General features: G+C 34.4%; 27 protein-coding genes. All 27 read left to right on the forward strand.

Features of this window, described 5'->3' with window-relative positions; translation table 11 throughout:
- Position 1: 1 nt before the first annotated feature.
- The 27 genes from prmC to JOC34_RS02895 all read left to right on the forward strand — a co-directional run bounded on the left by prmC (position 2) and on the right by JOC34_RS02895 (position 12182).
- The gene (prmC, locus tag JOC34_RS02765; RefSeq protein WP_205135177.1) at positions 2–859 is read left to right on the forward strand and encodes a peptide chain release factor N(5)-glutamine methyltransferase; all 858 of its coding nucleotides are present in this window, start codon (positions 2–4) and stop codon (positions 857–859) included.
- Entirely contained in the window at positions 860–1156 is a 297-nt protein-coding gene (locus tag JOC34_RS02770; protein ID WP_205135178.1) for a hypothetical protein, read from the forward strand. It abuts the gene before it with no gap.
- Positions 1157–1257: 101 nt separating this feature from the next.
- The gene (locus JOC34_RS02775; protein ID WP_205135179.1) at positions 1258–1725 is read left to right on the forward strand and encodes a hypothetical protein; all 468 of its coding nucleotides are present in this window, start codon (positions 1258–1260) and stop codon (positions 1723–1725) included.
- Between the two features lie 298 nt (positions 1726–2023).
- Positions 2024–2284 carry a hypothetical protein gene (locus JOC34_RS02780; protein WP_205135180.1) on the forward strand — a complete coding sequence of 87 codons (261 nt, stop codon included), beginning with the start codon at positions 2024–2026 and terminating at the stop codon, positions 2282–2284.
- A gap of 56 nt (positions 2285–2340) precedes the next feature.
- On the forward strand, positions 2341–2805 hold the full coding sequence (locus JOC34_RS02785) for a hypothetical protein (RefSeq protein ID WP_205135181.1): 465 nt from the start codon (positions 2341–2343) through the stop codon (positions 2803–2805).
- 83 nt (positions 2806–2888) lie between these two features.
- Positions 2889–3326, forward strand: a complete 438-nt coding sequence (locus JOC34_RS02790) for a hypothetical protein (protein ID WP_205135182.1) — start codon at positions 2889–2891, stop codon at positions 3324–3326.
- Positions 3311–3856, forward strand: a complete 546-nt coding sequence (locus JOC34_RS02795; protein WP_205135183.1) for a hypothetical protein — start codon at positions 3311–3313, stop codon at positions 3854–3856. Before JOC34_RS02790 ends, JOC34_RS02795 begins: the two co-directional genes overlap by 16 nt.
- Positions 3857–3919: 63 nt before the next feature.
- Positions 3920–4150: a hypothetical protein gene (locus JOC34_RS02800; RefSeq protein ID WP_205135184.1), complete on the forward strand. Its 231-nt coding sequence runs from the start codon at positions 3920–3922 to the stop codon at positions 4148–4150.
- 82 nt (positions 4151–4232) lie between these two features.
- Positions 4233–4388 carry a hypothetical protein gene (locus tag JOC34_RS02805; protein WP_205135185.1) on the forward strand — a complete coding sequence of 52 codons (156 nt, stop codon included), beginning with the start codon at positions 4233–4235 and terminating at the stop codon, positions 4386–4388.
- 22 nt (positions 4389–4410) lie between these two features.
- The gene (locus tag JOC34_RS02810; protein ID WP_205135186.1) at positions 4411–4911 is read left to right on the forward strand and encodes a hypothetical protein; all 501 of its coding nucleotides are present in this window, start codon (positions 4411–4413) and stop codon (positions 4909–4911) included.
- Positions 4912–5016: 105 nt separating this feature from the next.
- Positions 5017–6027, forward strand: a complete 1011-nt coding sequence (locus JOC34_RS02815; protein WP_205135187.1) for a hypothetical protein — start codon at positions 5017–5019, stop codon at positions 6025–6027.
- Positions 6028–6080: 53 nt separating this feature from the next.
- Positions 6081–7025: an AAA family ATPase gene (locus tag JOC34_RS02820; RefSeq protein ID WP_205135188.1), complete on the forward strand. Its 945-nt coding sequence runs from the start codon at positions 6081–6083 to the stop codon at positions 7023–7025.
- 10 nt (positions 7026–7035) lie between these two features.
- Positions 7036–7866 (forward strand): 3D domain-containing protein, encoded by an 831-nt coding sequence (locus tag JOC34_RS02825; protein ID WP_239544031.1) that lies wholly within the window; start codon positions 7036–7038, stop codon positions 7864–7866.
- Between the two features lie 15 nt (positions 7867–7881).
- Positions 7882–8409, forward strand: coding sequence for a nucleotide modification associated domain-containing protein (locus JOC34_RS02830; protein ID WP_239544032.1), 528 nt, complete (start codon positions 7882–7884; stop codon positions 8407–8409).
- A 22-nt stretch (positions 8410–8431) separates the two neighbouring features.
- On the forward strand, positions 8432–8638 hold the full coding sequence (locus JOC34_RS02835; RefSeq protein WP_205135189.1) for a hypothetical protein: 207 nt from the start codon (positions 8432–8434) through the stop codon (positions 8636–8638).
- Between the two features lie 49 nt (positions 8639–8687).
- On the forward strand, positions 8688–8867 hold the full coding sequence (locus JOC34_RS02840) for a hypothetical protein (RefSeq protein WP_205135190.1): 180 nt from the start codon (positions 8688–8690) through the stop codon (positions 8865–8867).
- A 38-nt stretch (positions 8868–8905) separates the two neighbouring features.
- Positions 8906–9256: a hypothetical protein gene (locus JOC34_RS02845; RefSeq protein WP_205135191.1), complete on the forward strand. Its 351-nt coding sequence runs from the start codon at positions 8906–8908 to the stop codon at positions 9254–9256.
- A gap of 12 nt (positions 9257–9268) precedes the next feature.
- Positions 9269–9409 carry a hypothetical protein gene (locus tag JOC34_RS02850; RefSeq protein WP_205135192.1) on the forward strand — a complete coding sequence of 47 codons (141 nt, stop codon included), beginning with the start codon at positions 9269–9271 and terminating at the stop codon, positions 9407–9409.
- A gap of 50 nt (positions 9410–9459) precedes the next feature.
- On the forward strand, positions 9460–9645 hold the full coding sequence (locus tag JOC34_RS02855) for a hypothetical protein (RefSeq protein ID WP_205135193.1): 186 nt from the start codon (positions 9460–9462) through the stop codon (positions 9643–9645).
- Positions 9646–9689: 44 nt separating this feature from the next.
- Positions 9690–9977 (forward strand): hypothetical protein, encoded by a 288-nt coding sequence (locus JOC34_RS02860; RefSeq protein ID WP_205135194.1) that lies wholly within the window; start codon positions 9690–9692, stop codon positions 9975–9977.
- Positions 9978–10005: 28 nt separating this feature from the next.
- Positions 10006–10353 carry a hypothetical protein gene (locus JOC34_RS02865; protein WP_205135195.1) on the forward strand — a complete coding sequence of 116 codons (348 nt, stop codon included), beginning with the start codon at positions 10006–10008 and terminating at the stop codon, positions 10351–10353.
- A 41-nt stretch (positions 10354–10394) separates the two neighbouring features.
- Positions 10395–10634, forward strand: coding sequence for a hypothetical protein (locus JOC34_RS02870; protein WP_205135196.1), 240 nt, complete (start codon positions 10395–10397; stop codon positions 10632–10634).
- 38 nt (positions 10635–10672) lie between these two features.
- Entirely contained in the window at positions 10673–11071 is a 399-nt protein-coding gene (locus JOC34_RS02875) for a hypothetical protein (RefSeq protein WP_205135197.1), read from the forward strand.
- Between the two features lie 31 nt (positions 11072–11102).
- On the forward strand, positions 11103–11246 hold the full coding sequence (locus JOC34_RS02880) for a hypothetical protein (RefSeq protein WP_205135198.1): 144 nt from the start codon (positions 11103–11105) through the stop codon (positions 11244–11246).
- 55 nt (positions 11247–11301) lie between these two features.
- Positions 11302–11502: a hypothetical protein gene (locus JOC34_RS02885; RefSeq protein WP_205135199.1), complete on the forward strand. Its 201-nt coding sequence runs from the start codon at positions 11302–11304 to the stop codon at positions 11500–11502.
- A gap of 256 nt (positions 11503–11758) precedes the next feature.
- Positions 11759–11998 carry a hypothetical protein gene (locus tag JOC34_RS02890; protein ID WP_205135200.1) on the forward strand — a complete coding sequence of 80 codons (240 nt, stop codon included), beginning with the start codon at positions 11759–11761 and terminating at the stop codon, positions 11996–11998.
- Between the two features lie 34 nt (positions 11999–12032).
- Positions 12033–12182, forward strand: coding sequence for a hypothetical protein (locus tag JOC34_RS02895; RefSeq protein WP_205135201.1), 150 nt, complete (start codon positions 12033–12035; stop codon positions 12180–12182).
- Positions 12183–12194 lie beyond the last annotated feature (12 nt).

A 12194-nucleotide genomic window follows, 5' to 3' on the forward strand; every position in this document is an offset into this window, starting at 1 on the left:
TATGGAACAATTAAAACAATATGAAGTCCTACAATGGGCTTCTCTCCTTTTAGAGAAACATTATAGAGAGTCAAGAGTTGCAGAAATATTACTTCAGCATTATTTGAATGTATCTAGATCGAAGTTTTATATGATGATGCGTGATCCAACCCCTGAAGATATTGTAGCTTTATTTAAAGAAGCTGTTACAAAGCATGCTATATCAGGCATCCCAGTTCAACACATAACAGGAGTGGAAGAGTTTTATGGTAGAGAATTTAAAGTTAATGAAGATGTACTAATTCCAAGGCCAGAAACAGAAGAGCTTGTGCATCATATAATAGAAGCTGTAGGTGATCAGGCTCTGACAATCGTTGATGCTGGCACTGGAAGTGGGATTATAGCAATTACATTGTCGTTAGAATTACTGAATGCGAAGGTGTATGCAACTGACATATCTACGGATGCAATAAAAGTTGCTACAGATAATAACGATAATCTTCAATCCAATGTTACTTTTTTAGAAGGAGATTTTTTGCAGCCACTAATTGATGACGATATTAAAGTGGATGTTATTATATCTAATCCTCCATATATTGATCAGAGAGAAGCGGATTCTATGTCAGATACAGTGAAAAGCTTTGACCCTAAAATTGCATTGTTTGCTGAAGATGATGGTTTGGCAGCTTACAAGAGAATCATCGAACAAGGCAGGCATATTATGAAAGATAATTCAATGATGGCGTTTGAAATTGGCCATAAACAAAGTAAATCTGTTACTTCATTAATTAAATCGACCTACCCAAATAGTAATACATATACGATTAAAGATATAAATGGTAAGGATAGAATCATATCAGTAGAAATTGGAGGTGAGTGAATGCTGGATTTTAAAATTGTTAGCGATTTTGAAGGAACTTTAAAAATGTTAGGTAAGAGTATTGATAATGAAGATGATGAGGCTTTGAGTTTGGCAATTATGTTAGAAGGCGAGTTTGGATATATAATACGTGATCAAATCGATACAACGAATGACGATGATAGATTTTTTATTAGTGCCACGCTGAATACCTTTAACAATTTATTGAATGCAGTTAATGACAGGAAAGTTGCAGATGTGATTGAACGTATCAGAGATGGTATAGTTGACATTATAAAGGGAGAAGAATTAATGTAATTGAGCAATATTTAAATTCTTTGATTTCATTGTTGACATTTTTATTGGGTAGTATTATAATATAAATAGACAAAAAATAAAAATTAAAGGGAGAGATATTAATGAAATTCGGATTAAGAGAAGTTGTTGACTTGAAAGTATTCAATGAAAGTGATGAGCTTGTTACTGTACTTGACACAAGCAGGGAGAGTTTCATTCAGTATATTGGAGAAGATGAAAAGGGTGTAGGATATGTCGGTGTTAAAGATGCACTGATCGACTTAAACTTTATCAAATTCATCTCAGACGAGAGTAGCGAACTTACAGATTATGAAAAAGCCATTAATAGCAATATGAATACGATTGAGCTAGGTGGTTCTGGCAACAGGAAGTGCAAATTGGTTGGTAACAGCTATGCAAGATCCAGAGATAGCGGAGGAGATTGCAAATATTTAATTGAAGCTCCTAATGCAGAGGTTATCAATCGACTGTCAATTGAAAATAATACATATGATCCATCTGATTTCGATATTCTTTTTAAAGTTAAACCTTATAATGATAAAGGTTCACTGTTTAAAATTCATTTATAAATAATGCTTGACTTTATTATTGGGTAACATTATAATAGATACATAGTCAAAATAAAGAAAAGGAGATGTTGATTAGTGATTATTGAATGCAGAAACAATGATGAGATAGGGGCAAGGAAATGGAAAATTGCTTAGAGCAGCTATTAGAGGAAATAAGTGTTAGAAAATCTTCTCACATGGAGTGGTGCGACGAATCATATGGAAATAGTAATGAACAGAGACTAATAAGAATTAAAATAAAGGAATTAGAAGACATTAGAGATATTGTTATTGATTATTGTCACAAGGAGAGAGAAAAATGACCTATTCTTTAAAGAATAACACAATAGTAAGAACGGATGACGGAGACGTTATGATTGTTCCTATTGAAGTATGTGGAAATGACCAACAAAAAGAGTTTTTTGCTTTCGGGGCAATGTATATGAGTAACGAAGGTGATTATCCGTTTGAAATTCAATTTATTGATGAAGATGATAAGGAATTGATAAAACGCCTCAACAATGAAGTTGGAAGGGTTTTAGAAATAATCGAACCAGTTAGCAACAACTATGGGTTTTAAATACCACTTTTTCTTTTGCAGGTTGGCGTTATAAAATATTAAAAGGAGGAATAAAAATGAGCAAAATAATAACAGTAACAGCAAATCAAAACTATGATTTTGATGGCGATGAGATTTATAAAATGGTTAAAGGTCAGGAGTTTAAACTAGAGAGATTATCAGATCGGGAATGGGAGTTTAGACTAACAGATAAGAATGGCATAACAACATATGTGGGGGATGACTTTTTAGGACAGTTTATGGACTTTAAAATGGATGAAATGCCTGAGTCAGTTGCAGTATATCTTTATAATGAAGAGCATAAAGAAGATCATTTAAGAGATGGTACTTTGAGGGTGCTTAAGAGTCCATTCAAAGAAACACTTGAGTTACATAAAGTATTGCAAGAATTAGAGCAAGGAGAAGGGATTTCTGCTGATTCGATAGATTTAATTTTAAACAATCATAGTGACTTGTTACCCTACTTGGATGACGAGGTCAGACTACAAAAGAAGCTTGAAACATTGGTTTTTAAGTCTTGAAGATAAGAAAAGAGATGCAGAGTGGAGAGTATAGGCTTGAATGGAATTCTAGATAAAATGCGATATAGAAGAGGTGATAAAAAATGAAAAAAGCAACATTAATAACAATAACATCATTATTAGCAATCGCAGTACTGTTCCTTGTATCTGTTTATGGATTTGGATTTTTACAGCGAGAAACAGCAGACTTTCGAGGGGAAACGGGTCAAATCGAGGATACAAAAGCTAACAGTGATTATCGCATAGCTTCATATGACAGCTTTTACGATTCGTGTGCCAGTGTTCAATCCATAGAGAGCAAGATTGTTAATATGCAAGATGAGTTAGAGGAAACTGATGAAGTGCAGCGTGAAACAGTACTTAAAACGTCAATAACAGCTGCAAAGAATAAAAGGGCGGAACTTATTTCATCATATAATGCAGACGCACGTAAGGAAGCAACGCAAGGACAATTTAGAGCATCAGACTTACCTTATGAATTAAATGAAAACGAGGAGGAAACAATTTGCGAAGCTTACTAAATAAAGGCAGTCTAGCCATTTTAATGTTAGTTTTATCGGCAGTTGTATTATCTGCATGTTTGGAAGAAACATCTCAAGACAAAGAAACGGGAATACAACAGAATACTTATACCAAGCTATCAGAAAAGGAACCAGCTAAGGAGATGACTAACCCGAAAACGAGGGAAACTATCAACTTTTTTACAGACACTTGGAATAAGAAAGATCAATTAGCCTATGTCTATCTGCAAAACTCTGATGGAGATATGATTGGTTACTATGTGCTAGATGGGCCTCCTGTATCAATGTGTACGTCATTAACTCCGAATTTTAGGGTAGAAAGTGGTTCAAACGGAAAGGTAGTCACTCCTGCGCCGGGAACAGATGGCGTATATCGTGGCGAAGAGGATTGCAGCAGGTATTATGCAAAAGATGCTACTAGTGGTGCTTATGTAGAGTTTACTGTAGGTATGGGGATCAATATGTTGCTTTATACTGAGCCATTAACAAATCATCCTAATGTACAAAGCTTATCACCAGAAGGAGAATGATTTACAGTAAAATGTAAGTTTGATTTGAACTATAATCTCAAATAAAAAAAGGAGATGGAATGAATGGAACTGAAAAGATATACTCACCGTCACGAGATGGTCATCAGGGAGCAAGTTGGTCTATATGTAGAAAAGGTTGCGGATGGAATTTATTTGATAAAGAAAGACAGATTAGGATCTAAGAGTGGTCAGTTCATTAACTCTGATACATTATTCAGTAGAATGGGTCATTATAAGAAGATAGCAATAGACGATGAGTCAGGAATTACAGCAATCTTTGATAGCTGGGAGTAAACTTTATTGAAAAAAGTATTTTTTTAATCAATATAGGGTAGCAATATAGTATAATGTTTGTTACACTAAAGGAGTTGGTTGGTTGGCCAAGAGAGATGAAGATAAAGTATTGTACGATTTATTGGCTTACTTTGATAAGAATTATGCAGATGCAAGCATTGAACAAAAGAACATGTATGTCAGAGGAGTTTCTGATGCACTGTCTTATGTGTACCACGGCAGAATGAAGCCACGCTAAACAATAAAAAGGGGGAATTGAGTTGGACATAAATAAAGGTGACATAATCATTGTTAATATGGATCGTTTCGGTGGTGAAGGATTTAAAGAAATGGAAGTTTTTAATCCGACTGGAGATACTGACTATATTGAATATGTAGGAGAGCATTTTCTCGCTAAGTCATCATCAGGTGAAACCCATGTGATCAAAGAAGGCGATTATAAGCTTAAGGAAGATGATATTATTGATATTGCTGATAGAGTTAGAGTTCCAAAGACAAATGGCACTCAAAAGGAATGTTATATCGTAGTTGAAGTTGATAGTACTAATCGGGGTATATGTATATTTGATGATTTTGGCCATAAGATTTGGTATCAGAAGCATACCGTCACAAAAGTTGAAAATGATCCAAACAATGAACAGTTACTTGATATGGTAGCATCTCTGTCCTCTGAGTTGATTAAGGTAAAGAATATAGTGGTTGATTTGGTTAGTAAGCAGCAAGACGTTAACGACAGAATCATGTCTGATTTATTAAATTAACGGGACATCATTAAGGGTGGTGGTTATTTTCTGAAGGTTATAGGGTGACATTATAGTATATAAAACAAAAATTAAACTTACAAGAAAAAAGGGAGAGATTTATTGATGACAGAATTACAACCAACTTACGGAAACTTTAAACTACGAGGTATTGTACGACAAATTGGATTGCCATTTGCATTTAACAAAGGAACAACAGGCGGAGGACTAGAGTATAGACGATTAAACTTTATGATTCAAACAAGCAAGAATAACTTTGTTCCAGTTGAGCTATTTGGTATGAAATTTGACGAGATTACAATCACACCTACTGACAAAAAAGATAAGCAACGTAAGAAAATCACATATAGCGATGATGTATACAAGGATATTGAAGATGGCTGGGAAGTATTTATGGGAACTAATGTAGGAATCGAACAAGATGAAAAAGGTGGTAACATTAAAAAAGTATTAGCTCCATTCGATGCGATCGAAGAAATTCATAAAGGATTGGAAGATGGAGATTCTGTATTTGTTAATGGAGGAAAACGATTCAATGAATACAAGGGAGATACGCAGCAGAGTTTTGAAATTCGTTCAATTTACCATACATCTGAACCCATTGACTTTGACGCAGAAGGGTTTGAAGAACAGTCTACTTTTGACCAAACATTGGTTGTGACTGGAACGGAATTAGATAAGAAAACGAATCGACTGATTGTTAATGCAAATATTATCTATGATAAAAAAGGGTTATTTGTTCCATTTGAATACTTTATTGATATTACTCGATATAAAAAGTTCGCTTTAAACTTACGTAAATTCAAATTTGGCACACAAATTAAAGTTTCTGGACTAGTACATAGTACAACAGATATGGAGACTATCACTGAAGAGACGGTTGTTACGGACGAATGGGGAGAGGACTTACATCAGTCTAGCGGTAATGACATTATCCGAGACACAAATAAATCACTTGAAATTACCAAAGGATATCCTGAGACTATCGAAGAGAAAAAATACTCTGAAGATGACTTTAAAGCAGAAGAAGTGGATGAGGCATTTCAAGACAAAGAATTAGACGCTGGCGAGTGGGGAGATTCAGACGATTCGTCTGACGATGATCCATTCAAGTAGGAAATAGTCAGACAACAAATCAAATAAATACATAAAAGGGAGAATGATGATTAATGGCATTTGTTAAACCAGATAAGAAAAAAGAAGGAACTAAGTTTTTATTTTACGGATACGCAGGAAGTGGGAAGACTCCAACTGGATTGTCTTTCCCTAACATCGCACTAGTTGACTCGGATTCAGGTACTAACTTCTATGATTTAGATAACGTAGTAGTTAACTCTAGCACATTATCTTTCAAAGAGCTTAATGATGACTTAGATGAGTTAGAGATGGATGACGAGTTGTTTGAATCAATTGAAACATTTACCGTAGATTCTTTAACAAGATTCCACAACAACATGATTCACGCTATGAATAAGATCGCTGAGAAACGTGCGGTTAAGAATAGTCGAGATGCAGAGGGTGAAGGACTTTCATTTAAAGAGTATGGAAAAATGAAAACTTATTACGGAGAATTCTTTGCTCGTATGCTCAACTTTGCAAAACAAGGGAAACATTTAGTCTTTATTGCTGAACAAAAGGATCAAAATGAGAATTCTGGTGGTGAAATTAAGAAGATCGGTGTTATGCCGGATGGTCAAAAAAAGATAGAACATGATTTTGATGTTGTAGTCCGTACATTTAATGATGAGAATGGAAAACCTAAAGGTCTTGTTGAAAAAGATCGTACCGGAACATATAAAATTGGCGAAACAGTAGATAAACCTAATTACCAACTATGGAAACCTGCGATGGACAAAGCGTTGAAAGGTAAGCAGCGTAAAAAAGAAGAGATTAAATCCCTTAAGGATGTTGTCAAAGATGAAATCGAAGTGTTGGACGACGGGGAGTCACTAAAAGAAGAATTACGCAAGGCGGCAGACGCAGTTATTAAATCTGGTAAAACAGATGAATTAAAGGCTAATTTAGAGGGTGCTGTAGGCACGATTAAATATAAAACGTTGACCGAACTAGAAGACATTAAAAAAGCTCTGGAAGCAGTCAAGTCTATTAAGTAGAGGTGCGAAAATGGGAAGTAACAACAAAAATAATAAATTAAAAGACGCATTTTATTATACAATTGGTACTTTCCTCATCACCTCATTTATTGTTTTTATTGGCTATGGGGGTGCAGTTATCACAACTGGCTCCCAGAAACCTACATATAAAAGTAGTCCTAGTCAATTCACTAATGATAATATCCGAAAGCGTATGAAGGTGCATGAGGAGAATAGCTTAGAAGGTAGACTAGGTAGGTACAAAAACTTAGTTTCACAGGCTGACAGCAAAATGTATGAGGACAATTTAAAAGAATTAGTAACAAAGGAAAAGAAGAGATTGGCCAAGGTTAGAGAAAAGAAGCGTGAAGATGCAGAGGCTAAGGCTAAGAAAGAAGAAGAGAAAAGATTAGCTAAAGAGAAAAAGTTAGCTGCAGAACAAGAAGATAAAAGAGAGCAACAACTACAATTATTAGCTGAAAAGAAAGAGAAGAGTAAGAAAGAATCTAGGTCTAAGCAGAAACCTAAAGAAAAAATCAAGAAAAGAAAACCTGTTGAAACCAACACTATGACAATGGAAGCTACTGCATATGTAGCATTTTGTGACACACAGTGCACAGGAACAACTAAGGAAGGTACAGATGTAAGTGGTACTATTTATCATCCAAGTGGCAATAAGATTATTGCGGTTGATCCCAATGTAATTCCGTTGGGTACAATGGTCGAAATTAATGGAGAAAAGTACATTGCGGACGATACTGGTGGGGACATTCAACAAAATAGGATTGATATTCTAGTTAATTCAGAATCAGAAGCTAGGAAATTTGGCAGACAGAATGTTGAAGTTAGGATTTTACACTAAAAGGAGGAAGATAAATTGGGAATTATTTATAAAGGTATGCAATTAGATGACATTTCGATGACTCACAAGGATCAAGTTTCAGCAATCGATGCTGTCACTGAAGCTATGAATAGTAGCTACAGTTTGAATGGCCTAAATGAAGAGGCTAGTAAGCAACCGTATAGTTTAGGAGAATATGCTTCATCAATTACGTCAAAAGCTAAATATCCTCAGAATAAAAGTGATGGAGTAAAATTTGACAATATCCAAACTGATAAGATTAGCTTTGCAAAGACAAATAAAGATGCACATCAGGCGTTATTAGACGAAATTCATGATACTTACATCAGAAAGAATAGAGACTATGGTAGTAGTTTTTCAGAACAGTATAAAGAGTATGGACTGCTGTCGCTCATCATTAGGTTAGATGACAAGTTTCGTAGATTAAAACAATTAAACGAAAATGAAGCTTTAGTAAAAGAGAGCGTAGAGGACACGCTTCTCGATGCAGCAAACTATGCAATTATGGGAGTTATGGAGTTACGTAAACAGAAGGAAAATTAATAACATAGGGGGAATACATAGCGTGGATCATAGCTTAAATATGAAAAAGAAAGCCCTAGTACTTGAAGATGAGGAATTAGCTACAGATTTTTCAGGAAATATTGGAACAATTGTAAGCTATGACAAAGAAGATGATGAAGGCTACGTTTTTTATAAATTGACATTTACCAAAAAAGGTCTATACGACGAATGGTTCCATGAAAGTGAAGTCCAGTTGATCAATGACTAGGTGTAGAAACGTAACTGATAACAAAATATATCAGAATGTAGAATCATTAATGGACAAAATGGGAGATAAAGTGAAGTCAGATAAGCATTTGCTAGTATTATATTACAAATTTGTCGATAAGATTGATATTGATAAGGATAATATGAGCACAAAACAGTTCTTATCTGATGCTACATCTCCCATTGACATCATTAATGCAAAGTATATGTACGAAATTAAGGATTATTAGGTAGTATTATATTATAACAACTTAGAAGGTGAACATTTTTGAAGTATAAAGTTGGTGATGTCGTAATGATTAAAGATATAAATTTGAAAGGATCTATAACAGATGTATATGAGAGAAGGTCAATTAGTATTTTAGGTGACACCAAGACGGTTAAATATAGGGTGCAATGCAAAGGCCAGCCATTAATGTTGTTTAGAGAAGACCAATTATATAAGGAGAGTGAAGAAGTGAGGGAAATAGATAAAGATGCTGACGTTCCTTTGAAGCTTGAATTAGAGTTGTTGGATACATTGATTGAAGGTAGTTTGGTCAGAAAGAATAAGAAAGAATTTGAAGAGTATATGGAAATGAAAAGAGAAAAACAAGAACGATATGACAGTATGAGTTAAAGGAGTGACTATATGAAGTGGTTGGATGCGATTCGTGAGTTTGAGATCAGAGTAACCGGAGGATTTGCGTATTACTTTTTAATATGCGTGACACTTGTAACAGTTGGAGCATTAGGGGAAATTATTGATTTGGTAATTGATTTATTCAAATAAGATGACGATTTTAATTAAAATACTAATGATTTAGACTAGGAGGAATTAGAATGAAATTTAATATTGAGGAAACGAAAAACCTATTAAACCATGACAGTCAAAGCATTATCTTTAATGCTGCAGGTAGGGAGATTATTAAGCTCAGTCCTAATGGGGATATATTCGTAAATGGCAAACTAGTGGAAAACGATAAAGAAGTGGTGGAAGGCATGAGGGAACTGATAACTAATTCATAGTTAGTATAATCGAGTCTCAATCTAATTTTTGAGGAGTGATGGAAATGAAGGGCGATACTTTTAAAGATAAATATTGGGATGAAAAATTACAAATATATTGGGCTGGATATAATGGATGTGAGTACATAGCATATAAAGGATCACATCAAATATTTGAATATCCAACATGGGAGTATCCAAGTCCACCATCTAGGATAATTCAACACAATGAAAGGATCGAGAGTGAAGATGATTTTGAGAGTGCATTAGATAGTAGAGAGTGGTATACAGCACATTATACAAAATCAATTGATGAGTCTTTTAACTTAGATTTTACAGGCGACTCTAAATAAAACACAGATTTTACTTGAAGGAAAGATGGTGAGTAAAATATTTAATATAAAATTGCCTATTACCTACAATAGCTTCAATCATGAATTTGATATGGAGGTAGGAGAAGTCGAAGGTATGTTGTTTATAACAAAAATTAAAACCAGAAAGCAACGCAACTACAGGACACTTAAACAATTCTATAGAGAAGTAAATAACATTAAAGTAAACAAGGTTGACGAGATGCTTGAATCTTTTAGTAGGTCTGAGAAAGACATTTATAAGCAGCTTGAAGATGAGGATAACTTAATTGAAAAACTTGGTATTGATAAAACAAAAGTTGCTGAATTTTTCAAGGAGGAATTAATTAAAGAAATCAAAGAGAAGGTGTTTAGATAGCCAGATACAATTACGGTTTTAATGGGAAAGGATGTGTTAAGGTGTCTGACTCTAATCAATTTGATGATAGAAATAAAGTATTTTGGCTAGGTGTAAACGGAATGGAGTATATTTCATGGGAAAATTCGCGGCAAATTATTGAATATGACCCATATTATCATCCATTACCTTCAAGTGTTATTCATTATCAAAAAAGGATTAATTCAGAAAGCGATATGTATGAAGCTCTAGAAAATGGCGCTTGGTATCAAATTGAAGGACTCAAACTGATAAATCAGTGATTGTTACTGATGGTTTTAAATAGAAAGGAGTTAGAGAAATGAAAAGCACAAAAGAAGAACGCATTGAAGTGGTAAATAAGCTAATCAAATTCATATCAGAACGTGGTCGAAAATTCTTTTACTCAAGCAGCACAGTGAATATGGATAATGTTGATAGCATTGCATTCATGAAATTAATAAATGGTCGTATTTATTTCGTTGATGATTACACACGAAGAGAGATTGCTGTAATAAATAATTATCGAGATTGGAACGGATTTAGTCATGGTGGAACACTTAGGGCTTTGATAATAGACTTCGCAGAATTTATCCGAACTGGTAAATACACTAATGGAAACAATGGTTACGGTGGACTGTACTGCCCCCACTGGGGTCATAGCGACGAGATTCAGCGGGAAATAATTGATTATGCAAAAGAGATTGGGTATTTAAAATGACAAAATGAAACCTTAGAAAGAAGGGTATTTGATGGATGAGCTAACTATTTCTGACATTGAAGCGGAAGTACAAGAACGAATGGAAACGCTGGAAAGACAGGATAGACACGAACGTTTGAATGAATTGCAATTATTTATGGATTGGCTATTATGTGGCGACGATTACACGGGTTGATTATATTTCCGATCAAATTTTCGTTTTAAAGAATTTAAAGAGGGAGTAAAAACAGATGAAGACCATTACAGGGAAAGTGAACTTTGTGCTACAAGCATATTCTTTTCAAGATTTTCTTCAACATATGGACAGATATAACTGTGAGGTGCTTGATATTAAACGATCATTCACCTCTTATATAGTGACTGTCAAAGGAACAAATGAAAACTTAAATCACGCGAGATGGTTTTTCAAGCACTGCGGATCTATTATTTAATCATAGCTAAATAGTTTATGTTATAAACTCCCCATTTTAATAAGAAAGGAGATTGAGAGTGATGCATAGGATTGTAAACATTCCTTTGAGCAACACTTACGGAAATGTAACTGCAATCAGAGATAGCGACAAGTTTTTCCTGCTACTAGATGACTACTCAAGTACTGATAGAGTTGAAATTAGTGCAGAGTTGTTTTGGATGATTGAAAGCGAGTTTAATTAAAAGAAGAATTATATCCTAAAAGGAGAGATGTTAATGGATGATGCTAAGACAATTACCGTGGTGACTGGAGATGATTGGTCAGGAGTTTATATCGATGGACTGTTAGACAGAGAGGGTCACTCTATTGATTGCAGCGACATGCTTGAAATTATCGATAGCTACAAGTGCTTTAAGAACGTTGCAGATTATGAGATCGACTTGGAGTATCTAGAAGATCTAGGGAGTTTACCTTATAAATTCGAAGATATTCCAAAGGAAAAGTTATTTAAATAAAACTCTGTTTTAATAAGGAAAGGATGAGTAAAAGTTGAATCAATATGAAGGACTAGAAAGTTTATTCAAACAGATGGAGTCAGAATTGCGTTATTTAAAGCCAGCCGAAAAGCAAAGTGTAAAGAAGTTTATGATATTCGCCTTTGAACGTGGAGAGAGTTCGACAATCAAAAAGTATTTATAATTAAAATACATA

It is taken from the genome of Virgibacillus halotolerans (assembly GCF_016908515.1).
GTDB classification, from domain to species: domain Bacteria; phylum Bacillota; class Bacilli; order Bacillales; family Amphibacillaceae; genus Virgibacillus_M; species Virgibacillus_M halotolerans.